Annotated in this window: 22 protein-coding genes and 1 pseudogene; 11 read left to right on the top strand and 12 right to left on the bottom strand. The window is 64.8% G+C overall.

Annotated features, from left to right (window positions below):
• Positions 1-66: 66 nt before the first annotated feature.
• The 3 genes and pseudogenes from DPM19_RS33705 to DPM19_RS37095 form a co-directional block, all read right to left on the bottom strand.
• Positions 67-816 (bottom strand): nucleotidyl transferase AbiEii/AbiGii toxin family protein, encoded by a 750-nt coding sequence (locus tag DPM19_RS33705; protein WP_111872158.1) that lies wholly within the window; start codon positions 814-816, stop codon positions 67-69.
• A complete protein-coding gene (locus DPM19_RS33700; RefSeq protein ID WP_199485430.1) occupies positions 800-1,294 on the bottom strand; it encodes a type IV toxin-antitoxin system AbiEi family antitoxin in 495 nt (164 codons plus the stop codon). The genes DPM19_RS33705 and DPM19_RS33700 overlap by 17 nt, the downstream gene beginning before the upstream one ends.
• A 9-nt stretch (positions 1,295-1,303) precedes the next feature.
• Positions 1,304-1,444 (bottom strand): annotated as a pseudogene (locus tag DPM19_RS37095) (type IV toxin-antitoxin system AbiEi family antitoxin domain-containing protein); the annotation flags it as partial.
• 161 nt (positions 1,445-1,605) lie between these two features.
• On the opposite strand from DPM19_RS37095, the gene DPM19_RS33695 reads away from it, so the two are divergent.
• Positions 1,606-1,965: a hypothetical protein gene (locus tag DPM19_RS33695; RefSeq protein ID WP_111872157.1), complete on the top strand. Its 360-nt coding sequence runs from the start codon at positions 1,606-1,608 to the stop codon at positions 1,963-1,965.
• Between the two features lie 118 nt (positions 1,966-2,083).
• On the opposite strand, the gene DPM19_RS33690 is transcribed toward DPM19_RS33695, so the two are convergent.
• Positions 2,084-2,500 (bottom strand): ATP-binding protein, encoded by a 417-nt coding sequence (locus DPM19_RS33690; RefSeq protein WP_111872156.1) that lies wholly within the window; start codon positions 2,498-2,500, stop codon positions 2,084-2,086.
• A 173-nt stretch (positions 2,501-2,673) separates the two neighbouring features.
• Here DPM19_RS33690 and DPM19_RS33685 point away from each other — a divergent pair, with 173 nt between their 5' ends.
• The 3 genes from DPM19_RS33685 (at position 2,674) to DPM19_RS33675 (ending at position 5,509) form a co-directional block, all read left to right on the top strand.
• The gene (locus DPM19_RS33685) at positions 2,674-3,513 is read left to right on the top strand and encodes a helix-turn-helix domain-containing protein (protein ID WP_111872155.1); all 840 of its coding nucleotides are present in this window, start codon (positions 2,674-2,676) and stop codon (positions 3,511-3,513) included.
• A complete protein-coding gene (locus DPM19_RS36990; protein WP_325050317.1) occupies positions 3,510-3,824 on the top strand; it encodes a DUF397 domain-containing protein in 315 nt (104 codons plus the stop codon). Before DPM19_RS33685 ends, DPM19_RS36990 begins: the two co-directional genes overlap by 4 nt.
• A 224-nt stretch (positions 3,825-4,048) precedes the next feature.
• Positions 4,049-5,509: a tyrosine-type recombinase/integrase gene (locus DPM19_RS33675; protein WP_111872219.1), complete on the top strand. Its 1,461-nt coding sequence runs from the start codon at positions 4,049-4,051 to the stop codon at positions 5,507-5,509.
• Between the two features lie 130 nt (positions 5,510-5,639).
• Here the strand turns inward: DPM19_RS33675 and DPM19_RS33670 are convergent, their stop codons facing one another.
• The 6 genes from DPM19_RS33670 to DPM19_RS33640 form a co-directional block, all read right to left on the bottom strand.
• Positions 5,640-8,801, bottom strand: a complete 3,162-nt coding sequence (locus DPM19_RS33670; protein ID WP_111872154.1) for an ATP-dependent DNA helicase — start codon at positions 8,799-8,801, stop codon at positions 5,640-5,642.
• 134 nt (positions 8,802-8,935) lie between these two features.
• Positions 8,936-10,372 (bottom strand): DUF6339 family protein, encoded by a 1,437-nt coding sequence (locus tag DPM19_RS33665; protein ID WP_111872153.1) that lies wholly within the window; start codon positions 10,370-10,372, stop codon positions 8,936-8,938.
• Positions 10,372-11,268 (bottom strand): hypothetical protein, encoded by an 897-nt coding sequence (locus DPM19_RS36650; protein WP_233511094.1) that lies wholly within the window; start codon positions 11,266-11,268, stop codon positions 10,372-10,374. The genes DPM19_RS33665 and DPM19_RS36650 overlap by 1 nt, the downstream gene beginning before the upstream one ends.
• The gene (locus DPM19_RS33655) at positions 11,265-13,190 is read right to left on the bottom strand and encodes a hypothetical protein (RefSeq protein ID WP_146779094.1); all 1,926 of its coding nucleotides are present in this window, start codon (positions 13,188-13,190) and stop codon (positions 11,265-11,267) included. Before DPM19_RS33655 ends, DPM19_RS36650 begins: the two co-directional genes overlap by 4 nt.
• Positions 13,187-14,206, bottom strand: a complete 1,020-nt coding sequence (locus DPM19_RS33645) for a PD-(D/E)XK motif protein (RefSeq protein WP_158566972.1) — start codon at positions 14,204-14,206, stop codon at positions 13,187-13,189. Before DPM19_RS33645 ends, DPM19_RS33655 begins: the two co-directional genes overlap by 4 nt.
• On the bottom strand, positions 14,203-16,764 hold the full coding sequence (locus tag DPM19_RS33640) for a Z1 domain-containing protein (protein ID WP_111872150.1): 2,562 nt from the start codon (positions 16,762-16,764) through the stop codon (positions 14,203-14,205). The genes DPM19_RS33645 and DPM19_RS33640 overlap by 4 nt, the downstream gene beginning before the upstream one ends.
• A gap of 561 nt (positions 16,765-17,325) precedes the next feature.
• On the opposite strand from DPM19_RS33640, the gene DPM19_RS33635 reads away from it, so the two are divergent.
• A complete protein-coding gene (locus DPM19_RS33635; RefSeq protein WP_199485428.1) occupies positions 17,326-18,387 on the top strand; it encodes a DNA cytosine methyltransferase in 1,062 nt (353 codons plus the stop codon).
• Positions 18,388-18,443: 56 nt separating this feature from the next.
• Complete coding sequence (locus DPM19_RS33630) at positions 18,444-18,872, top strand: very short patch repair endonuclease (protein WP_407642582.1); 429 nt, start codon at positions 18,444-18,446, stop codon at positions 18,870-18,872.
• Between the two features lie 13 nt (positions 18,873-18,885).
• Here the strand turns inward: DPM19_RS33630 and DPM19_RS33625 are convergent, their stop codons facing one another.
• A complete protein-coding gene (locus tag DPM19_RS33625; RefSeq protein ID WP_199485427.1) occupies positions 18,886-20,190 on the bottom strand; it encodes a restriction endonuclease in 1,305 nt (434 codons plus the stop codon).
• A 159-nt stretch (positions 20,191-20,349) separates the two neighbouring features.
• Here DPM19_RS33625 and DPM19_RS33620 point away from each other — a divergent pair, with 159 nt between their 5' ends.
• The 5 genes from DPM19_RS33620 (at position 20,350) to DPM19_RS33600 (ending at position 24,329) form a co-directional block, all read left to right on the top strand.
• The gene (locus DPM19_RS33620) at positions 20,350-20,829 is read left to right on the top strand and encodes a hypothetical protein (protein ID WP_111872146.1); all 480 of its coding nucleotides are present in this window, start codon (positions 20,350-20,352) and stop codon (positions 20,827-20,829) included.
• Positions 20,830-21,666: 837 nt separating this feature from the next.
• A complete protein-coding gene (locus DPM19_RS33615; protein ID WP_111872145.1) occupies positions 21,667-21,999 on the top strand; it encodes a hypothetical protein in 333 nt (110 codons plus the stop codon).
• 282 nt (positions 22,000-22,281) lie between these two features.
• Positions 22,282-23,163, top strand: a complete 882-nt coding sequence (locus DPM19_RS33610; protein WP_146779093.1) for a relaxase/mobilization nuclease domain-containing protein — start codon at positions 22,282-22,284, stop codon at positions 23,161-23,163.
• Positions 23,164-23,487: 324 nt separating this feature from the next.
• The gene (locus tag DPM19_RS33605) at positions 23,488-24,036 is read left to right on the top strand and encodes a hypothetical protein (RefSeq protein ID WP_111872143.1); all 549 of its coding nucleotides are present in this window, start codon (positions 23,488-23,490) and stop codon (positions 24,034-24,036) included.
• A gap of 2 nt (positions 24,037-24,038) precedes the next feature.
• On the top strand, positions 24,039-24,329 hold the full coding sequence (locus tag DPM19_RS33600; protein WP_111872142.1) for a hypothetical protein: 291 nt from the start codon (positions 24,039-24,041) through the stop codon (positions 24,327-24,329).
• A 210-nt stretch (positions 24,330-24,539) separates the two neighbouring features.
• Here the strand turns inward: DPM19_RS33600 and DPM19_RS36645 are convergent.
• On the bottom strand, positions 24,540-25,124 hold a 585-nt coding region (locus tag DPM19_RS36645; protein ID WP_233511091.1), incomplete at its 5' end, for a DUF7919 family protein.

Raw genomic sequence — 25,124 nt, 5'->3', positions numbered from 1 at the left:
GGCCGGCCTGGACGCCGACAGATAAGGCCGGAAGCGGGACCATGCCCGCGCTGGGAAACCCTCTGGTCACTCCCAATGCATGATGCGGGCGTATGCCGTTCGTACTGTGTTCAGGCAGTCTCCGGGGCTGGGGAGATCGCGGGTCTGGTGGGCGAGCTGATCTTTCCATTGCCGTTCGTCGGGAAGCCGGTCGAACATGTGGGGCGCGACGCGGACGCCGGTGGCGGCTTTGACGAGGTCGGCTGCTTGCCGGTCGATGGCGCCGAGGCGGGCGAGGGCATTGAGGTCGTAGAGGTCGCGTTCGGCGTGGCGATCGGCCCAGGCGGTGGTCTTCATGGCGACGAAGGCGGGCAGTGCCGGCACGCGGAGGGCTGCGGCGGGAACGTCGGCGTAGCGGACCTCGATTGATCGTGTCTCGGCGGGCCATCTGAACATGTGCTCTGCCGAGAGGAGTTGAATGCGTACCTGGATGCCGTTGTCGGTTCCGAGGAGGGCCGGGTCGGTATCCCGTATCGCGGTCAGCGGCACCTGCCAGCCGAGAGTGGGGAATTCGCGGCGGAGCGCACGCGGCAGCGCGTTGTGGAGGATCTTCGCGGCGGTCGCGCGGTCTGGGACGCTGAGATCGATGTCCTCGGACAGCCGGCCGTTGGGCACGTGGGTGCGGGCGAGGGCCGTTCCGCCGAAGAACAGCAGTCCGTCGACCTCAAGGATGGACAGTGCGTGAATGAGGTGACTGATGAGATGGTCGCGTTGCACCTGGGCGTCGTCCACGCCGAACGCGTCGGCGACATCGGCGAGCTCATCGGGGTCGAGCATCCGGGTCCTGTTCGCTGAGTTCGAGGGCGGTGCGGTGGGCACGTGGTCTGCGTTGTTCGCGGGCGAGTTCGGCGACGCGGCCCCAGTCGGCCCGTAGCGCCAGGGCCCGGACGACCTCGCGGGCCGAGTCCTCGGTCAGCCCGCCGAGTGCCGGCCGGTCGGCCACATCGAGAAGAGTCTGTTCCACGGTGGTGACCCAGCCGGTGACGAGGTCGTGCTCGTACCTCTCCACATCGAGCCGCCCCACTTTCCGTTTGACGAATGTGACTTGGCCGATGTCCAGACGCAAGGCGGCCCGCTGTCGCGGTATCGCGACGACCGCGACCGCGACCGCCCGCGGCAGCGCTCCGTGATGCCGGGCGGCGCTGGTTCCCATCAGTGCCGCGTCGTCGATCCCGTAGTCGGTGACTGCGATGCCCAGCGCCGTGGCGTGCAGTTCGGGCCGCCAACGCGGGTCGGCCAGTCGTCGCTGCGGCACCACGACGTAATAACCGTGCGCGACCTGCCGCAACGCACCTCGACGTGCGAGCCGTGCCAGCTCCGGACGAGGGTGCGCGTAGACATCGGCGGCGTCTCGGGGGCGAAGCACCGCGTTACGTCGACGGGCGAGCTTCGGTGGCAACCCCACTGCCGTCTTCGGCGTGTTCGGCAAGTCCCCACCCCCGAGAGAGCCCTGGGGTCTACTGTAACGATGAGCGTAGGTTGAGACCCTACGTTCATCGTAGCAATCTTGCTGCGGGTTGTCGGGGGAGTCCAGGCGGGGGAGCGAGCTTGCCGTACCGTCCGGCTATGGAGATCCCTGAACTGGCGGACTTGATCTGGCTCTTCGAGGACGACCCGGCCACGGAGTACGAAGACATGGACTGGCCCGTGGGACTTCACTCCTTCAGGCTTCAGCGTGGTAATCGGGAAGTGCTCTTCTCTCTCGATCCCACATCCGGCGAGGCATACGTGACCATCGCCGAAGCCGGCGACGAGGTCGTGTCGATCGGGCGGCTTCGAAGGCTTGAAAGCGTGTCCGTTGAAAAGCACGAGGACTGCGAGGGCCTGGCCCTACGGTTCACCGAGGATCGGCATGAGCCGTTGTGGCTACAAACCCGGCCGGCCATACGGCTCTCCTGGAACGCCATGCCCCTTGGCACCTGGTAACCACTACTCGATGCGCACGCCAGATTGAAGCGGGGCGGGTTAGATGGAGGCTCTGGTCTGTCCCGACCGCTTCAGGTAGACGGGTTCGGCCCGGGTAGTCGAGCGCGGGGCTCTGTGTTCAGGTCTCGGAGTCCCATGCGACTTCGAAGAAGACGAAGTGTCCGCGGAGTTCGTCTTTGTGGCCCCAGTTGTCGGAGAGGGTGTCGACGATCTGGAGTCCGTAGCCGCTTTCGCGATCTTCTACGTGGCCGAGTGGGCAGATCTGCGGGCGTACGGGTGAGCCGTCGTCGCGGACTTCGATGCGCAGCCATCCGGTGGCGTCGTGGAGCAGGGTGACCTCGAAGGACCCGTTGTTGCCGGTGTCGGTGTGCTCGACGGCGTTGGCTGCGATCTCTCCGATCATGAGCAGGACGTCATCGAGCCGTGGGCAGCCGTTCAGGTGTGCGGCGATGAACCGGCGTGCGGCGCTCACCTGTTCGAAGGTGCCGGGGAAGCGGCGTCGGTGGGTGTGCGGGCTTCGTCGTGGGTCCGTCATCGTAGGACCACCCTTCGTGAGGGGCTCGGGGCGTGCGGGTGCCGCACCGAACGACTGGCGTCGACCTAATCTGCGACGTCGCAGATTAGACTGCCCAATCTAGACATCACCTGCGATCCGTGTCAGGGGTTCGCGACACTGGGTGAGATCGACTTCGCGGAAAGGGAGACCCGGTGAACAGTCCGACCGTCCTGCGCCGCAGACTGGCCGCTAGATTGCGCGCTCTGCGGCAGGAGAGTGGCCTGTCGCAGGAAGAGGTCGCGCAGCAGGTGGGCTTTTCCAAGTCCAAGGTCATCCGTATCGAGAAGGCCCAGTCCAGCATCGGCGCCGGAGACCTGCGCCTCCTGCTCGACCTGTACGAGGTGCCCGAACAGGACCGGCCCGAACTGGTCCAATTGGGCCGCGATGCTCGTAAGCGCGGCTGGTGGTCCTCCTACAACGACGTCTTCACCGGCTCCTACATCGGACTGGAGGCCGACGCCCGCGAGCTTCGCTTCTTCGCCCCGCAACTCGTCCCTGGCCTGCTCCAGACCCCCGACTACGCCCGCGCGGTCATCCATGCCGTCCGCCCCGACGCCCCGGACGAAGAAGTCGACCGCCGTATCGAAGCCCGCACCGCCCGCCAAACTCTGCTGGAGCAACCCGACCCGCCCACCATCTGGGCCGTGATCGACGAAGCGGTCATCCGCCGCCGCATCGGCGGCCAAGACGTCATGCGCGCCCAACTCGAACATCTGGCCGAACTCGGCCGGCGCCCCAACATCACCGTGCAGATCCTCAGCTTCGACGCCGGGGCCCATGCCGGCTTGGAAGGCATGTTCGTCCTGCTGAGCTTCCCCGAGCCCACCGACCCGCCCGTCGCCTACACCGAAGGCCTCTACGGTGACCTCTATATCGAAGAACCAGTCGATACCACCCGGTATACCCTGGCATTCGATCACATACGAGCCTCGGCGATCCCCGTCCGCAACTCCCACACCATGATCACCGAGGCGGTGAAGGAGCTCAGGTGATCAACCAGCCAGACCCCGCCCAGCCCACCTGGCGCAAGAGCACCCACAGCGGCGGCGGCAACGAATGCATCGAACTCGCCGACCTGGGCGACACCATCGCCATCCGCGACTCCAAGAACCCAGAAGGGCCACTCCTCCACCTCACCCCGGGCGAAGCTGATGCTTTCCTCGCGGAGCTCAAAGGCCGGGGAGATGGTTTGGGTGATACATCGGTGTCCGGCGAGTTGAGAGAGAAAGGGCCCATCATCGGGCGCGCAGGAGCAAGTAGGTCCGGTGAAGATCGAAAGCCCAGGTCCCCGCATGCGGGTTGACCTGGGCTTCGGGGTGGAGCGGGCGACGGGAATCGAACCCGCGTAGCCAGTTTGGAAGTTTTTATTTGCGTCCAATTCGAGGGTTTGGGAATTCGGATATTTTCAGCTAAGGTGCAGGTCGGAAGGGGTGCCGCTCTGACGGGCGGTCACAGTTTCTATCACCCGATTACACCGAGTCCGGTGATAGATGGGTGATAGATGATCAAGCTGCTGAGGTGATCGGCATGGGCTTCGTCCGCACCTACAAGAACAAGACGGCGACCCGCTACCAGGCGCTCTACAAGGACGCCCAGGGGCGCCAGCAGTCGGCTGGCATATACGACACAAAAAAGGAAGCGCGACGAGCATTACGTGAAGCGGAGGGGCGGGTCATATCGGGCAAACCGGGGGACGCTCGCCGAGGCAGGCAGACCTTCCACGCCTACGTCGAGAAGACCTGGCTGCCCAACCATCGGATGGAGGCCACCACCCGCCAGGACTACACGTACGCGATCAACGCGCACGTCATGCCGTACTTCGCGAACCTCAAGATGAGCGAGATCACCTCGGAGCACGTCCGCGACTGGATCACCAAGCTCAAGAGGAAGGGCGTCTCGGCCCACCGCATCAAGTACTGCAAGACGGCGATCCTCAATTCCGTCTTCACCACCGCCCTGAACGACGACGTCATCGTCAATCACCCGAGCAGGGGGGTGAAGACCGACCCCATTCCCGAAAAGCCCCGAGCGGTCATCACCGCCGAGCAGTTCAGCCTCATCTACAACGCCCTGCCCGACCCGGTCGCGAAACTCCTCGTGGAGACCGACATCGAGAGCGGCCTGCGCTGGGGCGAACTCACCGAACTGCGGGTCAAGGACCTCGACTTCGCCACCCGCATTCTCACCGTCAGTCGCGCGGTCGTCGAACTGGTCCCCGAACACCACCCTGAGGGCAAGCGCTTCCTGGTCAAGGACTACCCCAAGGGCAAGCGTTCGCGCCGCATCAAACTCAGTGCCCAGATCGTCACCAAGCTCAAGGCCTACGCGGAGGCGGAGGACCTCGGCCCCGACGACCTCTTCTTCAGCCGCCGCTGGGAGGACCCGCCCAAGCCGCGGCTCGAACTGGCCGACCCGGCCTCCCTCACCTTCACCGCCCCCAACGGTCGCACCTACACCCACGGCACCATCACCGCCTACAACCTCGGCAAGTGCAAGTGTGATCGCTGCCGCCGCGCCTACGCCGACTACCGAGCCAAGCGCCGTGCCAAGGGCAGGGACAACCCCCGTAAGCCCCGTCTCGTCGATACCGACCCGCACCTCTCCGCCAACTGGTTCCGCAAGCACTGCTGGTACCCGGCCCGCGAAGCCGCTGGCCTGGACTTCAAGCCCCGCATCCACGACCTCCGTCACGCCCACGCCTCCTGGCTACTGGCCGGCGGCGCCGACCTCCAGGTCGTCAAGGAACGCCTCGGCCACCGCAAGCTCTCCACCACCGAGCGCTACCTCCACACCCTCCCCACCGCCGACGAGACGGCTCTTGAAGCCCTCGACAAGATCCGTAGCCCCCACACCGTCCAGGACTCCACCCCTCATCTCGAACAACAACTTGAAGAAGCGCAAACCAAGATCGCCGAGCTCCAAGCGGCCCTTGCTGATCAACTGCTGGCCCAAAACGCAAACAATCGACCGAACTTGCGATCGGTTTAGTTAATCAGACGATGCCGAGATATCTCCTATCAATTTCTTGAACTGTAGGGCATTCCGGCAGGCGATCTTGTGGCCGTCGTGTGCCATGCTGTGGTGAAGGCAGGTGGAAATTATCGCCTGCGCATCATCTTTATTCGCCGAGCGGTGTGCTGTTCTTGAGTCCACAGATTCGAGACCAATCGCAAGTTGTACAGCGGTGGTCGCCGTTCTTATCGGGTTTGCGGGGACCGATGCGAAACTGGCGGCGTTGGATGCCGCCTGCGAGCGACGACACAGCGGCGATGCTGTCGGAGATCGTCTCCTCGTCCAGGGGGACTGCGAGCTCTTTGCGGGAGCGATCTCTCTCGCCCAGGTAGCGGACGAGACCGCGTTCGGGCTCGTACTCCAGCTCCTGGCGGGCGGCGACGGCGTAAAGCGAGACCTGGAGGCGCATCTCATCCTCGTCGAGCGCATCGTGCTTGTCGGTCTCGCGCTCGCCTGATTTGAAGTCGATGATCGTGACTCTGGGCGGTGAGTCGAGGCGGACCACGTCGATGGCGCCGGCGATGAGGACGTTCTCGCCGGGCACGAGCACTTCGAACTCCCGTTCCGGCTCGAAGGAGAGCGTCTCCAGCTCTTTGGCGTAGGTGCGGACGTAGTCGGTCACGATCTCCACACCGCGCCGATGCATGTTCGCGGCGGGTTCGCCGGTCGTGTGGCGCAGGTAGAAGAGCCCCCGATCTATCAACGCCTGGACCGCCTGCTTGAGTGCAGGAGGATCCGTGGCGAGACCGGCCCAGAAGGCAGGGTTCGAATGGACGGCGCGCATGAGGTTGTGGATGCCTCGTCCGTAGCCGAACGCCTGGTCGACGGTGGGCGTGAAGCCGAGCACCTTGCGAAGGTAGAAGTCGTGTGGACACTCCAGGTAGTACCGCAGATCAGAGAAGGAGGTGATCAGTCGATCTTCTCTGCTCCGCTCACTCGGCAGCAGACGGAGGCCCGGAAGGGCTGTGGATTCATCAGAGCTTTGGACGGTGCCACCGGCGCCCGCGATGATCGAAGTGAGCTCCTTGAAGAACTTCGACGGCTTCGAGGCGGAGACGAAAAGGAAGCGCTCCGCGCGCGTCAGGGCGACGTACATCAGCCGCCTCTCGTCGTCGTTGTTGGCATTGTCCGCCAGGTTCTCCGCAGCGATCACTTCGGCCAGCTCCCCCTCGAAGGGCAGCGAAGGCTTCTTCTTGGCGTTGCTGCTGGGGAACCGGTAACTGCACACGTCCGCCACGAAGACCGCGGCATATTGGAGGCCCTTGACGCTGTGGATCGTCGTGACGGTCACGGCGTCCGGTGTGGCGAGGAGGGGTGCCTCCTGCGGACGCGCTGATTCCGTGGCCCATAGGAGCAGGCTGGTGATCTGGTGAGTATAGGACTTCGCTCGCGTCCAGCCGGGTGTTTCGATGCCCGTAATGAGCGAGCTGAGCTGACCCAAGTGGTACATGGCGGTGACGGCTCGGTTGTCCGGCGAGTCCCAGGCAGACACGCCGCCTTCCGCCATCAACCACTGCAGCATCGTCTGCGGGAAGACTCGTCGCACCTCGTCACGGCCTGAAAGCCATCGGCGGAGTTCGGATGTGCGGACGGTGCGGACCACCGATGGGTCCACGGCATTGCCGTTGAGACGAGCGTTCATGGCCTCGGCGGCTGCGATCACGCGGTCGGCTGCGCCCGGCTCGACGCGCAGTCCTTCCGAAGAGAGCGCAGCGAATGCGGCGCGAACGGCGCGTTGAGCAGTTCCCTGCACACCTGCGTCCGTGATGCCGAGCACGGTGTCGAGGCGGTTGGGCAGCGACCGTGGGTTCCAGTCCGCGCCGTAGAAGGTGTCGCGTCCACCGGACAGGGACAAGGCCGCTGCGAACAGGAGGACCTCCGCCTGAGCGAAGAGATCTGGACCCGCCTTCACCACCGCCGGGACGCCTGCATTCCGTAGAGCCTGCATGTAAGTGCGTGCATCCGTGGTCGTGCGGACCAGTACGGCGATGTCCGCGTAGGTGATTCCTCGTTCGCCGTCCGGTGTGTCGTGCGCAGCGCCGGACTCCCCGTTGGGGACGAGCCCCTTGACCGTTTCGGCGATCCACAGCGCTTCATCCGCACGTTCTTCACCACCGAAGTCCAGGATCCCGACATGACATGGATCGGCGTCTATGCGCTGAGCTCGGCCGTGAGTCATGTCAGGGCTGGGCATTTCTCCCGGCACGTTGATGGTGGTGTTCCACCGGTTGGAGACGTCGATGATCCTCGGAGTGGACCGGTAATTGGCGGTCAGCTCGAGGACATCGCCGTCTTCGGCACGACGGAGTTCTGCGGACAGGCCGGCCATGATGTCGATACGACCGCCGCGCCAACCGTAGATCGCTTGTCTATGGTCACCGACGGCCGTCAGCCATCCGTCGGTCTCATCGACGAGCATTCTCCGGATCTCATCTTGAACCGGGTTGATGTCCTGAACTTCGTCGACGACCAGGTGGGTGATCGAACTGCGCAGCCGAGAGCGAGCCGACTCGTCGGACCGGAGCCTGCGAGTGAGCTCCGACTGAGCGGTGCTGAAGTCCAGGAAGTGCCTGCAACGCAAGTAGGCGTAGTAGCGGGCCGCGGCGGTGGCGAACGCCTGAGCCACCGGACCGTCGCCGACATGAGTCCTAAGACGAGCCTGCCGACACCACTCCTGCTCGGCTCCGATCTGCGGCCGAGGCTCGTCGCTGAGTTCGACGTCGAGTTGGTCGTACTCGTTCAGCAGATCGTAGGCGTTGAGGAAATGGTTGATCGTCTGCCCACGGGACTGGTACGACCTTCCCGATGTCTCCTTGAGCGCGTTCTCCAAGGCCTTGAGCCCGAGCAGAAAGTTGTAGCCCTCCTGGACGAGCGAGTATCGAGCGACATCGTCGATCACATCGTCGTTGTGGTATTCGTCAGGCCAGGTCTTCCGCAGCGTGTTCAGGCAGAAACCGTGGATCGTGCCGACGTACATGCCGCCCAGGCTCGGATCCACGCCGGGTTCTTCCACCACCTGGATGTACTTCCGGATCCGGAACTTCATCTCTTCCGCGGCCTGCTCGGTGAAGGTGAAGGCGACGATCTGCTCTTTGGGAATTCCGTCCCGGCCGTGCCACCATGCGATCCTTCGAGCCATGGCCTCGGTCTTACCTGCACCCGCTCCCGCGATCACCAAAAGGCGTCGCGCATCGGAGGTGACGATGTCGCGGGCCTCGTCGCTCAAGCCGCTCAGTAGTTGATCGAGCACCTCGGCGGTGATCGCCATGCCTGCATCCTCCTCGGGGCCGTTCAATGATGCAGATGCAGGCTATCCAGAGGCGCCGACATTTTAAGAGGAGTGAACCGGCCGACGGTGCAAAGCTTGGAAATATCGATATTTTGTTCGAAATGGGGGATATGTCACCTGCCGTGCTTCTGTAGGGCGTCGAACAGGCACTCCTTGAACGGCGCCGTAGACCGTTCGTAGCCGAAGATCTGGGAGGTCCGCTTCGCGAGCTCTTCGAGGTCGAGGGTGGTGGAGGCCGCCTGTGCAAGGTTCGCCGCGGCCACGAGCTCGCGATCGGGGATCTCGTCGAGTGCGCGAGGGCCTCGGGTGCGCAGTACACAGGAGGGGCCGTCCGGCATGTGCAGGGTCGCCCCCAGGTATCCGCGGCGCCCGACCTGATTCTCCACAGCCAGCATGTTCCTGCGGACCGCGTACTTGGTCGCCTCAACGAGGTGCCTGGCGGCGCTCTCCCGAAGTCTGGTGCCCGCAAGCCCGGTGATGATCCGGAAGACCCGCAACGCGGTCACGGGCCCCTCGGCGCGAACCACGGTCTCCACGGCCTCGGCCCGCTCCTTGAGACCGAGAACCCGGGGATCTCCGAAGCTCGGACCCTCGTACGCCGAATAGGGAGCAGGACTGACCCGGAGACCGGTTCTTTCGTCCTGGCGACGAGAGGCCTCGTCCGTGGTGGCCGCAGGGAGACTCGTGCGGATGACAGTCGGACCCTTCCGGGGAGAGACGCTCGGAGCGTGGCCGAGTGCAGAACCAGAAAGAACGATCTTTACCCGAGCGTCGATCTCCTGGGGACTCGCCGAGGTGGCCTTCAGTATTGCGCGTACGGATTCTTCGACTACGGAACGGAGCTCGGCGTCCAATGCATCTGTATTCAGAGCCTCAAAGGCGACGAACGGCCCGAGTCGTAGAAGCCGCATGAGAAAGTCGATCAGAACCTGACGTTCTTTGAATTCGTGCAGGTTCAGAGAGTCCCATACCCGGAGAATCGCTTTGACCAGGTACGGACTGCCCCCCAGTGCCTTGCGGCGAGCGTAGATCTGATCGAAGGCGGCTTCACCCAGGATGGAGAGCGCGGAGTACGGGTCCGGATCGCCGGGTGAGTGGACCAGATGAGCGCGCCACCACAGACGTCCGAACACGTGTCGAGTGAGGTCGGTGCCGAGGACGCGGTCGCCTGGAGGGCTGGGGTAGCGCCAGTAGGCGACGTCCGGAAGCAGGACGAGAGCCAGGAAGGCCCAGACGTCGCCCGATGCCGCCTCGGCGGGAACGATCCCCATCTCCGTATGCAGCAACTTGGCGAGTTTCAGGTCGAAGGTGCTGCGCAGCTCCCGAGTGGACTCTTCCGGAAAGTTCGATCCCTGGGCCAGCGCGACGACCTTCTCCCTCAGCCGTCGCAGGTCCTTCTCAGAGGTCCTGTCGCCGCCTGTCGCTGCGAATACGGCGGAGTCGTGGGTCCCGCCCACGCGATCGGTCAGCTCTGCGGGTGCCATCGTCTGATAAGCCTCATGCAGCGGCTTGGCCTGGCCGCTCAGAAGTCTCGGGTACAAGAAGCCCATCAGAAGTCCTCGAAGATCTTGACTGCGGCCTGGAGGTCTGATGTGAACAGGGCCGGGGAGTGTTCGAGGCGAAGCCGGACGTCGTTGATCGAAGATCCCGGAAAAAGTCTGTGGAACAAGGCCATCAGCGTTGCTCCCAGAGTCTCTTCCGGAAAGGGGTGTCCATCGACGAAGTCGTCCTTGCGCAGGGCGTGCTCGATCATGACCCTGGCCACGTCGCCGTATACGGCGGAGAGGACCAGCCGGTCGACCTGCCGAGGAGCCGAGGCGTTCTGAAACGCCGTGGCCGCCGGCTTGTTCCGTTCGTTCACCAGGAGCAACAGCGCACCCATTGCGGCGGCGTCGAGGTTGTCGCCGATCTGCAGGTGCCAGCCGGCGCCGTCGGGAAATGAGGTCTTGGCGAAGTCGATGACGGCCATGGGGAATTGTGGAGCGTCGCCTTGAAGGCGCAGACCATGCCGATCGCTCCAAAGGACCGAGCCGGCGCGTCGAGGCGCCGTCGGCCTGCCGTTCTTGCAGGGTTCACCCAGAACGAGGACGGTCTCCAAAGTGAGCAGCCCACCGAGGTCCGTACCTCGAAGGTCCACCGAGACCTCGACGTCCGAGACCCTGGGCTCACGGATGGTGATCCGTTCGGCGGAGGCCCGCAGGTTGGATCCGGTGGCCGTCCAGACGACCGTGAGATTGAGGACGGCCGAAGTAGGCAGGCCCGTTTCGGTGCGGACTCGATCCACGTCCACCCGGACACGTCGGCGGAGGGCCAAGTCCGTCTGATAGTCCCAATCAGGCAACGCTTCGGGCAGTGGGATCGGGCCCTCCTTGAGGAGCAGTGTCCAATCGGAGGCCTGTACCGACGTGTCGCTCGGAAGCTTGTACGGGAGAATCAGCCTGCTCATGGCGCCTGCACCGCCTGAGTCGCCACGGTGACGTCCGTCACCGTGTCGGGCGCCGGGCGAATGATCGCGTGCCAGATTGCACCGTCACCGCCCTCGATGACGTACGAGGCGGTGGCGGAAAGGCCGCCCGAAGCATCTTCCCAACCGACCAGTCCGGGCATCTCCGCACCGACCGGCGGTTCCGTCTCGCTGGCGCCTTTGAGCGCGACGGCGAGCTCGGCGCTCACGCGTTGGAGGCCGGGGACGGGCAGCCGGAAAGGCTGCACGATCACGGCGTGACCGGCACGCTCGTCCAGATAGGCGTCGCCGACGTAGTCCACACGCAGGCGACGCTGCTTCGTCGCACCGGACCCGGTCCCGGCTCCAGCGCTCTTGCCGCCGGCCGAAGGAGCAGGAGCACCGACGTTGGTCGGCTTGGAACGACTCCTTTCGTCCGATGAAGAGGGGGAGGTGCCGGTGGAGCCGCTGGTTCCGGCCGTGCGGTAGTCGGTGGCGCCACCGATGCCCCATGCACCCCCCATGAGAGGGGAGAACCTGTTGCTCGCGGCGCCGAGGGGGACCCGGGCCGATCCGGCCCGGGCTCCACCGCCCAAGTCCAGGAGGTCGGTCAGTGCCTCGTTGATGCGTGTGAAGGTCGTGCGCACGAACGTGCTCTCGGGATACTGCAACGAGTGCGGATTCCAGGCGTCGTGGGTAGGCGGCTCGGCCTTGGCATAGACGCCGTCCATCGCTTCATCGGCTCGGAAGACGCCGGCATACGAGAGAAGTTCGGCCGGAGGCTTCGGGCCTTGGTGGTAAGTCACCACGAGCTCGGCCGGGCGCATGAGGCATACGTGGTGGGCCGTCGTTTCGATACCCACCATGCGTCCCGCGTCCGTCGGCTCGAACACGGGGGCGACCGTTTTCTTCAGCCCCAGGCGGCCTAGGAACTGCTTCGGATTGCCGCATCTAAGATCCTTGCCCTCTTGTCCCTTCAAGGCCTGGTACGCGTCGACGAACAGGTTCAGCGGCCTGGTCTCTCGAGGATCCGGGACGGGGACGTTCCTGCCGTCGCACGTCACGGAGAACGTCATCGCGGGCGATTCGGTGGGGTCGCCCAGCATCTTGGGCCAGAGATGCCACATGATCGTCTCTGCGAGGTACGTTGCCGCGTCGATCGGCTCACGGTCTTCCAGCACTGGATCGATCATGACGACGGAGGTGCCGGTCTCGTCGGCCTTGAAAGGTGCCAGGCCGAGTCGACGGGCCATCGCATCCGCCTCGGCTCCGATCAGGGGTTCGACGACCTCACCCGTCGTGACACCCCACCAGTGTCGGCCTGTGAACCCTCTCTCGCCTTCCGGGTTCTTCGCGACGTACTTCTTCCAGAGGGCGCAACCGATCAGCCGGGTCTCCAGCCCGTGGGCGGTGCGGCAGCGCGTGTGGACGAGGATCGTGCCCGGGTCGGAGACCAGATAGAAGATCCCTTTACCGAAGCCGTACGTGCCGCCTCCGAGCTTCATGTCGCGCGGCTCGCCGATGTTGCGCACGAAGGACACGAAATCGCGATCACTCGTGACGGCCTTGTCCGCTCGTGTTGGTCCACCGAGCCCTCTGGTGCCTCGATCCGAAACGGTCATGATCCGGATGTTGGGACGTCGCAACGACCTGCGAAGGGGAAGATGCTCGTCGAGGGGGGCGTTGCGTTGCAGCAGGCTGCGCCAGGCCTGGACGTGTGCGGGGCCGACGGTCCGCAGGTCGATGCCGTACTCGACCGGCCCACCGCCCTCACGAAGGCGTGCGTCCCAACTGTTCTGCGCGGATTCGCGGACCAGGATGGTCAGCAGGTCCAGCTCGGGGCGGCCGAGTTGGTTGCGGATCCCCTCGGCGGCACTGGCGCCGTCCGGGGGATAAGGCTGTGACCACCAGGAGGGCTCGCTCATGCAGGCTCCTCGATCAAGCGGGACAGAGCGTCGTTCATGTGTTGGACGTCCAGGGGGATCGGCGGTTCGTTGGTGATGTCGATCGTGTAGTGGACGTCGGACACGGCGATCGGGATGCCGGCCGCTCTCAGATCGTTACCGACGAGCTTCGGAAAGTCCGCGTTCACCTCGTACCACCGCTCCTCCGAGACGACGAAGCGGACGTTGCGGTAGGCCTCGGTGTCCGCAGAGCTGTAGCCGGCCTGCGAAAGGCGCGTGCGCAGTGCGCTCTCGTCCTCACAGAGCCGAGCGACTCGTTCGGCGAGTTCCACGAGGCCCGTACCGTCGCCCGAGGTGCGTTCCAGCCGGAACCACGCCAGTTGGAGGGTCCCGTTCGCCGGCGGGGCGAGTTGATCGAGTCCGTGGATCCGCATCCGGCGTCCCTCGGAGCTCAGGGACGACTTCACCTCGATCGCGCATCGCCCGGCGGCGAAGTCGTGTCGATGTCCTTCGGGGCCGGTCCAGAGACGGTGCGCACCGGAGTCTCGTTCGAGGAGGCGGACCAGCACGGTCAATTCCGCGAACAGACCAGACTGCTGCTCGGCTCCCAGTGGGCCGCTCTTGGCCTGGAAGAGCGACTTCCACCGATCGAGTTCCGTGTACAACGCCTTGACGGGGTTGTCGGTGGATGCCTCGGCGCGCTTGAGCACGTCCGCGCACAGGCCGGTGAAGAGGTCGTTGAGGTCCGCGCGGAGGCATGCCAGGTCCGCGTAGGTCTGGAAGGTGTCGATTCCCTCGAGAGAACGCCGCCTCAGGAGCAGCACAGGGCCGTTCAGACCCGGCCGGACCTTTTGACGGGAGTCCACGGGCACGAGGAGATGGCGGAAGCCGTCGAGATCGATCGCGGCGGCGAGGTTGCCCTTCGCCGAATCGACCGGCAGGTCGGACACGCGCAGTCTTCGTGCGTTCGACGGACGTTCCGTCTCCAACCGGTTCCAGTGAACGTCGAGGACGTCTCGCCACGGTCGCTCGGTCAACCGAGATCCTCGGATTCGATCGGAGTCAGATCCTCCTCCTCGATCTCCACACCGGAGAGGTCGGCGGAGACGTAGTCCCACTCGACCGTGCTGTCGTCGCCTGCAGGTTGAGGGAACACCAGGCCCACGCCGATGACGTGGTCCTCCGCACTCATCGCCTGACGGCTCGGCTTCGGGGGGTCGGGCTCGGAGGTCTTGTCGATCGGGTAGAGCACCAACAGCCCAGTGTCGGGAAGCTGCCTACGCCGCTCGGCCTTGATCTGTTGTTCCTGTAGTCCGCCGGTGTCACCCGCCAGGTCGACGGCGGCGTCCTTGCGACTCATGAGGGTCTTGATGTCCGCGAAGTCGGGCTCGGTCGGCACGAGTCGGGCTCGGATGATCCTTCCTACTGTCACATCGGGAGCGAAGGCGAAGTCTCCTGATTTCGAGCCCACCGGGTTGCCGACGATCGCGACGTTCCATCTCTTCAGTGCGCCGGCGCTCTGCACTCGCTTCTCGATGTAGCGGATCAGGAGGCCCGCGTCGCATTCCTGGGACTTGGCGTGGAAGCCGTAGCCTTCCAGGAAGTCGATGACATGGTCGTGGGGTACGCCTCGGAAAAGGTGGCGACCCGCCTCCGGCCGGCTCTCGCGCTTCGTCGCGCTCTGCGCGGCCTTGGTGATGAGGGTGCGTGCGGCGTCCTGGTTCGCGCGAAGCCACTCGGCGTTGGTATGGAAGTACCGCGTCTGAACCCGCTGCCCACCGTACGCGGAGGCGGCCCTCACCGCGGCCTTCATCTTGGCGGCGGCCGTCACACGCAGGGCCGGATGGGTGCGCAGCCTGACCGCGAAGGTCATCGGTGTCTTGTCCTCGGTCATGTAGACGTCGATGTCCCGTCGCATCTCGGTCTCGACCGTGGCCAGGTGGCGGAACCACTCCTTCAATTCGGTCGTCATCCAGATGCGTGGCAGATCGGCGTACCCGTTCCGGTAACCGAACCAGCGACCCATCTGCAGCAGGGTGTCGTAGGCCGACACGGCGCGGACGAAATAGCTGACGGACAGGCCTTCGAGAGTCAGACCCCTGGAAAGGGTGTTGCCCCCGACCGCGATCGCGATCACCGGGCCGTTCTCGTAATCGAGCCGATCCTCACTGCTGGAGTTGTCCATGATGATCCGGCAGTCGTCGATCACTCCCGGCAATCGGGGTAGCAATTCGTCGAATGCGACCTTCGTCTCGCCGAAGTCCTCGGCGGGTACGCGGTCGGTCTCCGAGTCCCACAGGGATCGCAGCTCCTGCAACAGGTGCGGATCGTCGAGACGATCCTGCATCCAGGAGCGAATGTGCTCCAGCGGAGTGCGGAAGCTGTTGTGGACGGCCGTGTTGACACTGGTGTGGATCAACATGGTGCTGTGCGGGTTGCCGGTGCCCCGCACCTTCCGGGCCGCGGTGCTGAGCCAGAAGTAACGGATCGCGTCTATCAGCGTCTCGGTGATCTCTGGGACGAACCCCTCGGTGTCGGACCGCTTGAGCGGACGAACGCACTCGATGTCATCCTTCGGCACCTCACGGATCATGTCGTAGCCGTCGTCGACCTCCTCGGGCTCCTCTCCGTCGAGGGCATAGCGACCGAACAGCACCTCCGTGCCGAAGTGTCCATGCGGCTTGGGCAGATTGACGATGAAGTGTTCGGGGTAGAGATCGTCGGCGCTGGGATCGATGAGCAGGTTCGCGAACGGCGAGGCCGTATATCCCACATAGGCGCACCTCGGGAGCTGATCGATGATCTCCCTGATCAGAGGATTGATCGACTTCGTGGCGACGGTCGCCTGGTCCGCCTCGTCGTCGATGATCAGCGCAGGGCTGTCCTTGAGGTAGGCCGACGCCGAGGCGAGCCACTTGGCGAACTTGCGCAGCACGGTCGCGTTCTTCTTGACGACACAGAGGACGTGAGTCTTATTGCTCTTGCCGAAAAACGAGGCGGCGTTGGCCGTCGGTACGAAATCCTTGTCCAGGTCGGTCAACTGCGACCATCTGGTCGGATTGGGCTCGACGAGCTGCTTGACCAGCCTCGCCTGGGTCTGGCGTCGAAGACCGTTGTGGATGCCCGCGAGAACGATGAACAACTTGTAGTCGCGGTCGGCGGCCTTGGCCATGACCGCGGTGAAGTTCGTCGTCTTCCCGGATTGCACGTAACCGACGACGAGTCCACGCGTGGAGAACGCCTTCTCCTTGGGGTGGTTCAGCAGGGACACGATCCTGGTCGACGCGGTGTCCAAGCTGTCGATGGCGGGGTCGCGCGGCCAGCCGGCCTTCTCGAGCAGCTCGGCGACGGCGGGCCAGCACTTGTCCTTGGGACGCGGGCCCGTGTACCAGGTGTCCCGGTTGCCGAGGACTACGGAATGGGGCTCCTCGAGCTCCCTGATCTGGATGATGCGCTGTTCGTGACGCTCGATGATCTTCTGGACGACGTCATCGTCGAGACCGAGGATCTCCAGCTTCTTGACCGCTTCCTCGGGCGTTCCCGAGTCGAGCAGATCCTTGAAAACCTCGTACTTCTGGTCGATGTCGTCGCCCACGTCGTCCCCATCGTCGATCCGGCAGGAGGAGGCTCCGGCCGGATCACGTGTCATGGACCCGCTGGATTGTCGGATCGGGCGTGAACCACCGGACGCTCGTCTCGCTATGACTTCTGATCGGCCGGAGAGTTGCCACGTTACGACAAGTGTCCGTCAAATCAGTTCATACCGGTGAGGATCTAGTTGCGTTCAGGATTTGGCGATAGCCGATTCTGGGGTTCACAGGTGTTGCGAACAGGTGGAAGGAAAACGGGCTGGCCTGTACGGGGCCGACCGTAGCGTCAGAGCCGTTTAAAGGCTTTCGAAGCGTCTACTTCGTCATGAAGCGATGTCCGGGCTCGAAGCTCCATCTGAGCGGAGACGTTCGGCTGCCGGTCTCCGCGGTCGGGCTGCGCCGCCCGATCACCGCGAGTAGGATCTGGGCTCGTTCGGCCGTCGATGTGGATCTTTGCTCGTGCGGGTCTGTAACATGCGAACGCAAGTTCGAAGATGACATGTGGAGGGCGGTGCTGGCAGTCGGTGTCCGATCGCCTTGATCCGCCGCCCGTGTCTCCACTTCGCGTGATCGATCTTTTCGCCGGATGCGGTGGACTCTCAGAGGGTTTCCGTTCCACTGGCTTGTACGAGCCGACGGTCGCCGTCGAGCAGGACCTCTTCGCTGCGGCCACCTATGCCGCGAACTTCGGTGAAGATCATGTCTACCACGGAGACATCGCGGATTGGGTTCAGGGAGATCTGCCGGAAGCCGACGTGGTGGTCGGCGGGCCGCCCTGCCAAGGATTCTCCAATCTAGGGGCGAAGCGGGAGGACGACCTGCGCAACGAGTTGTGGGCGCGGTACGTCGACACGCTCGTGAAGGTTCGTCCGAAGGCGTTCCTGCTGGAGAACGTCGATCGATTTCTCAAGACCCGTCAGTTCGGCGAGTTCCGAGCGCAGTTCGGAAAGGGAGGCAGGCTCTCCGATTACGAAATCGACGTGGACGTCCTGAGAGCCACCGACTTCGGATCCGCTCAGTTGCGCAAGCGGGCAATCGTCATCGGAACTCACAGGGACATCGAGAAGATCCCGGTTCCATCGACGAGAGTCTCGGCCGCGGCCTGGAGAACCGTCAAGCACGCACTGGGCGATCTCGAACCGAGAATACCTCAAGGTCACGTCGATCTGCCGAAAGGCAGGGAGTGCTCCGTCTTCGGTGAAACCGTGCCCGGTGTCTATACGGCGCGCGAGCTGCACATCACCCGGAGCTACACTCCGCTGTCCCAGCAACGCTTCAGTGCAATTCCCACCGGCGGGAATCGATTCAACCTCCCGGACGAGCTCAAGGCTCCGTGCTGGAGAAAGCACACGAGCGGCGCAGGAGACGTCATGGGCAGGCTCGTCTGGGACAAGCCGTCGGTGACGATCCGGACCGAATTCTTCAAACCCGAGAAGGGCCGTTACCTGCACCCCGATGAGGATCGGGCGCTATCGCATCTCGAAGCGGCTCGCTTGCAGGGGTTCTCGGACGACTTCAAGTGGTGCGGATCCAAACTGGAGATCGCTCGTCAGATCGGAAATGCAGTGCCCGTCGAGTTCGCAGCGGCTCTGGCCAATCACATCGAAGAGCATCTCCGAAATTCTTGAACCAATCAGTATGGTTGCCCGTGCAAGATGCGGCGAACATCATTAATGTGTTCATCGTGACTGTCGAACGACCGAGCCGGGCATCCAGCCCGGGCGTGCGGAAGAGCATGCGGTCCAACAAGGGCCGTGACACCAAGCCCGAGCTGAAGCTTCGGCGGGCGACTCACGCGCTCGGCCTCCGCTACCGAGTGTCGGCTCGGCCGTTGCCGTCACTACGGCGAACTGCGGACATGCTCTTCACCCGAGCGAAGGTCGCGGTCTTCCTCGATGGCTGCTTCTGGCACGGCTGTCCGACTCACCACACCAAGTCCGCGACCAACGCCGAGTACTGGGCCGAGAAGGTCCGCCGCAATCGTGAACGGGACGAGGAGATCGATCGCCTGTTGGCCGAGGAAGGGTGGCTCGTCATCCGCGTCTGGGAGCACGAGGACCCTCTCGTCGCCGCAGAGCAGATCGCCAAGGAGGTACGGGCTCGCAGGGCCTGACCATGCGCCGGGTTCAGAGGAGCAGGATCTCTTCAGGGCGGCGCTGGAGCACTTCGGCCGGTGAGTCGTCCACCAGTTTCGTGATGCAGGCTTTCAGGTCGCCGCCGTGCGATTCGTTCGCCATGTGGCGTACCTGCTGGGCGAGCGTCGATCCGTTGACCAGGATGATCGGGTATCGGTCTTCGACGATCTCCAGCTGTGCGGCTTCGGAGAAGGAGCCCGTCGTGACGTACACGCCGATCCAGCCTCGTTGAAGCCGTGCGACGACGCGGGCGACCTGGTCGGCGGACACGGTGGAGGCCGGTGCGATGCATTTCGCCTGGCCGAGCACGATGAGTTTGGTGACGGCGATGCCCGTGCCGATGTCGAGGCGGCCGATGAAGTCGGCTCCGCCGTCTCCGGACTGCCGGGTCAGCCAGCCCTCCCGGTACTCGGCGCCGCGACCTCGGATCACTCTCGCCGCGACCGCCGCGGCGAGATGTTCGAAGTCGTGCTTGCGGTCGTGGAAGGCGTCGTAGATCTCCTGGAGATCGCGTTCTTCGGCGCTGCGCGGAGTCGGCCGTTGATCGCGCAACTTGTGCACCGACCTGGCGGCCACCCGTCGCCGGAGTCGTGGAAGCGCCTGTTGCCCTTCCTGGATCCACCGGTGCCAGACAGCCGGCGCCAGTTCTTGAGTGGCGTCCAGCGCCGTCGAGCCGTCACGGCGTGCCGCGATCCATTGCCAGGGGAGCCGATCCTCTTCGTCGTTCAGATCGAGGATGGTGATGTCGAAGACGTAGTTGACGAATGTTCGGGCTTCTCGATCGCGTTGGAGCACCCGCTCTGCGCGTTCGAGCACGCCCAGGCCGCAGAACTCGACATGTCCCTTCGGCTTCCCGCCTCGGGTGACGGACCGGAAGAGGAGCAGCGGGGCGGCCCGGGCCCGGTCTGCTGGAGAACCGCCCAGGTGATGAGCGAACTCTTCGAGCAGGGCTTTGTTCCCGGGAGTCCGGCCGAGGGGTTTGTCCGTGGTGAACTTGTGATCGCCGAAGTATCGAAGGTGACCGTCGTCCATGTCGAAGACGTCATGCCACGGTGTCTGTTCGCTGCCGGCCTTCCACGGACTCGATCGGATCAGAACGGCGGGTCTGCGACGTCCCTCAGGAGCCTTGATTGCCGCAGGGCCGTCGATGCCGCTCTCCAACTGGACGGTGGGAAGGCCGGGAGTCCGGGTGACGTGATGGAAGTTCGGGTGGCCGTCCAGCACGGGGCTTTCGGAGTTCTTGCCGCGCGCGTACCGGTACACCTGTCCGACTTTCAGCACGCCCCACTCGGTCACAGTGCCGACTATTCCATCGAGGTGCGACATATCAGGCTAAGCCGCGCATGCGGGACAAGGTGTTCTCGGTCGACGAGCTCTGCGGTGCGCACGCGATGCTTCGTCGGAACGCGTGAGAGCCTTGGCGCAGGCCGATGATCAGCGCGTAGCCTTACCACCATGAGGCCGCGCGAACGACTGCTGGAGGTCATGGATCGCGTCTGCGCGGACGTCCGGGACAAGGCAGTGGACTCAACCGAGGTTCCCGAACGACTGGTCGTGGTGGCCGGCGACACCGCTTCGGTGGTGCATCCCGAGGGCATCGACGTCTACGAGGACGGCGGGGTCCTCGCCTTCGTCAACGACTCCGGTGTGCCGTTCGCCGAGCAGACGGAACAACTGATCGCCAAAGCCGTGACGTTGAAGCCGGAGGCCGTACTCCTGGGAGGATCCGCCCTCACCGGGCGGCTGGGCGGTGCCTACCGACGGATCCTGGCGGTGCAACTGTTCTCGGCACGGTACGGGATCCGCACGGCGAAGATCGCAGACGTCGAGCCTGCGGAAGGCATCATCCGTTCCGTGGGACCGTGGCGAGAGGCCAAAGCCGGACCTTCCTCATGGGCAGAGGAGATCTTGACTCGGGCGAACTCCCCGACTTGACGTCACCGGACGACACCTGCCGGGCTCATGGATCGCCCACTCGTCTAAGGCCGAGCGGTTCGTCGATCTCGACCGACGACCATGAAGATCACAGGACCGCTGAGAGCCTTACCAGGCTCTCGCCGTAGGCAGTGAGACCGCCCCTGCCGGTGAAGTGGAGGGTGAATTCCGTCGACGGTGTGGAGAACCTCGTGTCCGTCGGCGTGGCGACCGCTCAACGTGCTCTGCAGCAGCGGGTCCCATTCGTGGCGGTCTGGTAAGGGCCAGCCACCCGGAGGTGATGGGCGATGATCGATCACGATTCCGGAGATGCACCCTTCGCCCCACTGTCGAGGCCGGGCCGCCGGATGAGCCGGACGTGCGACTCCAAGGTATTCCGGCTCGGCATCCACTCGCTGGTTCCTGCCGTACGGGCGCGGTGACGGGCGTTGACCCGAACAGCCACTTCGATACGCACTTTGGACACCATCTGTCGGCGAGAATTCGCTGTCGGACGCTCGCCGACATCCATTACCGGATTTAACGGCACTGTGCACCTTTGAAAAACAGCCCTAAGCACTAATGAGAGCAGTCGGTGACGTAGTGATATGAACCTCTCGTCGAGGTGGGAGAGTAAGTACGGCTGGCGCCGGGCAAGAAATGTAAAACGTGCAATTAAAGCTGGACCGGGCGCGGTCCATGCTTGAAACTGTTCGTCTCCGCCACTTCGAAGCGGCGGAGACGAACAGCGGGGCCGGACACGGTCCCGGGGAAGGAGGTTCGGTCATGGAAGCCGAAGAGAACACGACGAGGAGACGGGGTCGGCGGGCGCATCAGGATCCGCCGCGGAGCCGATCAGTGCGGTTCGTGTTGTCGGCGGAGGAGTACACGGTGCTGACCGTGGCGGCCGAACGGGAGGGGCTGGCGAACGGGGCGTACGCCGCACAGGCGGCGTTGGCCGCCGCGCAGGGGGACTGCAGATCCGAAAGCGCCCCGTTACGGGAGCTGCTGGGTGCGTTGATGCAGGCGTCCGGGCAGGTGAGACGGGCCGGAGTGAACCTGAATCAGGCGGTCGTGGCGCTGCACGCCGGTGAGCTGTCGTCGGCGCTGCGGTGGTACGCCGATGCGACGTACCGGAGCGTGCGGAAGCTGGACGAGATCGCGGACGAGGTGCGACTGCGTCTACCGTGACCGCTTTTCCGGCAGGGCGAAACCATGAACTGTTGCAGAGGTGGGGGCGATCCGGGCGGTGAGGATTCACCCGTCGCCCGATGCCGCGGTGTCACAGGAAATGCATCTCCACCACCTGCCGTTCGGACAACGGCGCAGAGGGGGCCCGTGATCGGGAAAATCCTGCGCGGTGCGCGGGTGCAGGGACTGATCCGCTACTTGTACGGTTCGGGCCGGTGTGGTGAGCACCGTGACCCGCATATCGTCGCCGGCTTTCGGGGTCCAGAGGAACTGGAGCCGGCGTTGTTATCAGACGGCGGCCGGGATTTCCGGCGGTTGGAGGGGCTGCTGACCCAGCCGCTGGCGCGGTTGGGGGAGCGCAACTACCGCAAGCCGGTCTGGCATCTGTCCCTGCGCGCGGCGCCGGAGGACCCGGTGCTGACCGATGCCCAGTGGGCGCAGGCCGCGTGGGAAGTGATGACTCGGACCGGGCTGGCCCGCCCCGAGAACGATGACGCGGTCCGGTGGATCGCGGTCCGCCACGCACCTGACCACATCCACATCGTCGCCACGCTGGCCCGTACCGACGGCGACCGTCCGGAGGTGTGGAACGACGGCTACCAGGTCCGGGAAGCCTGCCGGGTGATCGAGGAGCGGTTCGGACTGCGGCGGACCGCTCCGGCCGACCGGACCGCGGCCAAGCGGCCTAAACGTGGGGAGACGGAGAAGGCCCGCCGCCGTGGCTGGTCCGAACCGCCTCGTACCGCGCTGCGCCGCCACGTGGCCACCGCCGTGGCCGGAGCACGGGACGAGGCGGAGTTCTTCGCTCGCCTGCAGGAGCAGGGCGTGTTGGTCCGAATGAGGTTCAGCCGCCAGGACTCGGGCGAGATGACCGGGTACGCGGTGGCTCTCCCCGCAGACCGAACTGCGGACGGCCGGCCCGTCTGGTACGGCGGGGGCAAGCTCGCTGCGGATCTGACCCTGCCCAAGCTCCGCCACCGTTGGGCCTCACCAACCGTGCTCCGGTCGCGCTCTACGTCCGAGCTGGCCGCACGTCCGGCCGAGGGACCGGTCGGCAGGTCGCCGGCCGAGGGCTACCATCCGGTATCCGGCCGCCACCTGTCCGCCAGCTCCACCCGAGCCGTACTGCGGACGATCGTCCGCCAGGCCGCCGACCAGGCCTGAACGCCTGAGGAGTTCTTCGACCACCTCGCTCGGAACGGCGTCCTGAGCAAGCAGCGGTTCAGCGAGTTCCCCCCCGGCCAGATCACCGGCTACTCCGTCACCCTGCCCGACCACACGGACCCTGACGGACAGCCCTGCTGGTACGGCGGCGGTCGCCTGTCCGACGAGCTGTCCTGGCAGCGTCTCGCACACCGCTGGAGTTCCAAGTCCCCTGGACACCTGGAACCCGAGATCCGCTCGGACCTGACGGCAGAAGAACGCCGAGCGTTCTACGAAGACGCCGCCCGGGCCGCCGAGTACGCCACTGCGCAGATCCGTCGCTGCATGGCCGTGGACCCGCATACCGCCCAGGACGCGATCTGGGCGGCCTCCGACACCTTGCATATCGTGGCCCAGGCCACCGGCAACCCCCACTTGCGGGCTGCGGCCGATACCTACGACCGCGCGGCCCGAGCCCCCTACGGCCGCATTCCCAGACCCACTTCGGCGGGTACAGGTCTGCGCACGGCTGCCCGGCTGCTGGCCATGACCGGCGTCTTCGGCGACCAGAGCACCCAGATGGTCACGATCCTGGTCGCCGACCTCATCGCCCTCGTGGACACGATCGGCCGGCTCCACCAAGACCGGCACCGGCACGCCCAAGCCGACGCCGCCCGCACGACCTGCGCGCACCTTCACCGTGTCGGCGGCGGGCCGGGCAACTCGACACCGTGGCTGTCCTCACTTGATCAGGCTCTATCGCCAGTAGATCTTGCGCTGGCCGGCTTCCCGGTACCGTGGTCTGCGACCCCCGCCGACAAGTCGTCCAGAGTCCCGGAACCGGTCCGTCCTCAGCGGAAGACCGGCTCGAGCAGACGTCCAGGAGCCCCCTGATAATGGATCTGTCGCCCATCACCCGGGAAGCCATACTCCAGGCGATCGCCGAGTGCGATCGGCTCGGCCGGGACGAATTCCTGGAGCGATATGGTTTCGAGCGGGCGCGGCGGTACGTGCTGATCCACGACGGTTCCCACTACGACTCCAAGGCCATCACCGGAGTGGCCTACCGCTATGTGGCGGGCAACCCGCTGAAGGCCAGTGAGTTCTCCGGCGGCCGCCAGACCGTGCAAAAGTTGCTCACCGGCCTGGGGTTCGAAGTGGTGGACCAAGACCCGTCGGCCGATTGACATCCCAAGGCGGGCTGCTCGATCAACGTCTGTCTACGGTGGGTCGGACTTGGCGGCCGCCTTGGGCGTGATGGTCGTGCGCGCAGACATGCGAAGGCTCACGGAGTCGACCGGCTCAGGTTTCCGGCCGGGTGGAGAGCAACTCGTCATGGAGGGCGCTCTAGGCACCGTTATGACAGTCGCGATCCGCGCGGAGCGGGCAGGCTGTGGCTACTCCTCCATACGCTCTGCGTCCTCGGGGACCCAGGGGAAGGGGACTTGAGGCCAGCGGGCGGCGGTCCACGCGGCGAGGTCGACGGCGAGGACGGCGTTGATGAAGACCTGGGGCGGCCGGTAGCCGTGCGCGGTGATGTAGTGGGTGACCAGGAACGGGGCGGCGTACGCGATCTCGGGCGCTCCGGGGATCCGGACCTCTCCGTTGCCTTTCGGGGCCTCTTCCGGCGGGCACAGGTCACAGGCGTGCAGTCCCCGGCAGACGTTCATCCACTGGACCGCCTGGACGGCCTTGAGCTTCTCCACGAACGCTTCGGGGACCGGACCTGTCGGGTAGAGTCTGCCAGCCTCCAGCCACCCGACGTTCAAGCGTGCGTACGCAGGGCGGTACGTGAGCCCGTAGAAGTTCGTCTCCCTGTCTTCGAACGAGTCCTCGTCCAGGTAGTCGTACTCGGTGAGCTTCCCCCGTTTTGCCGGAGAGTTCCAGACCTGGTCTGATCGTTCAGACCTGGAAGGAAAGTTTTCGTGGCACCACCCCGTAAGTACCCCGATGAGCTGCGTGAACGAGCCGTGCGGCTGTAT

The sequence above is a fragment of the Actinomadura craniellae genome (genome assembly GCF_003289645.1).
Taxonomy (GTDB): domain Bacteria; phylum Actinomycetota; class Actinomycetes; order Streptosporangiales; family Streptosporangiaceae; genus Actinomadura_D; species Actinomadura_D craniellae.
Note: the sequence above shows the minus strand (reverse complement) of the source record. Positions and strands in the feature narration are given on the sequence as shown.

What these genes read in the sequence shown, in the direction of transcription:
- DPM19_RS33665 (WP_111872153.1), bottom strand. Translation starts at nt 10,372, where the DNA reads ATGGGCTTCTTGTACCCGAGACTTCTGAGCGGCCAGGCCAAGCCGCTG.
- DPM19_RS33695 (WP_111872157.1), top strand. Translation starts at nt 1,606, where the DNA reads ATGGAGATCCCTGAACTGGCGGACTTGATCTGGCTCTTCGAGGACGAC.
- DPM19_RS33670 (WP_111872154.1), bottom strand. Translation starts at nt 8,801, where the DNA reads ATGGCGATCACCGCCGAGGTGCTCGATCAACTACTGAGCGGCTTGAGC.
- DPM19_RS33705 (WP_111872158.1), bottom strand. Translation starts at nt 816, where the DNA reads ATGCTCGACCCCGATGAGCTCGCCGATGTCGCCGACGCGTTCGGCGTG.
- DPM19_RS33690 (WP_111872156.1), bottom strand. Translation starts at nt 2,500, where the DNA reads ATGACGGACCCACGACGAAGCCCGCACACCCACCGACGCCGCTTCCCC.
- DPM19_RS33655 (WP_146779094.1), bottom strand. Translation starts at nt 13,190, where the DNA reads ATGAGCGAGCCCTCCTGGTGGTCACAGCCTTATCCCCCGGACGGCGCC.
- DPM19_RS33605 (WP_111872143.1), top strand. Translation starts at nt 23,488, where the DNA reads ATGGCCGTGGACCCGCATACCGCCCAGGACGCGATCTGGGCGGCCTCC.
- DPM19_RS33675 (WP_111872219.1), top strand. Translation starts at nt 4,049, where the DNA reads ATGGGCTTCGTCCGCACCTACAAGAACAAGACGGCGACCCGCTACCAG.
- DPM19_RS33600 (WP_111872142.1), top strand. Translation starts at nt 24,039, where the DNA reads ATGGATCTGTCGCCCATCACCCGGGAAGCCATACTCCAGGCGATCGCC.
- DPM19_RS36650 (WP_233511094.1), bottom strand. Translation starts at nt 11,268, where the DNA reads ATGAGCAGGCTGATTCTCCCGTACAAGCTTCCGAGCGACACGTCGGTA.
- DPM19_RS33620 (WP_111872146.1), top strand. Translation starts at nt 20,350, where the DNA reads ATGAGGCCGCGCGAACGACTGCTGGAGGTCATGGATCGCGTCTGCGCG.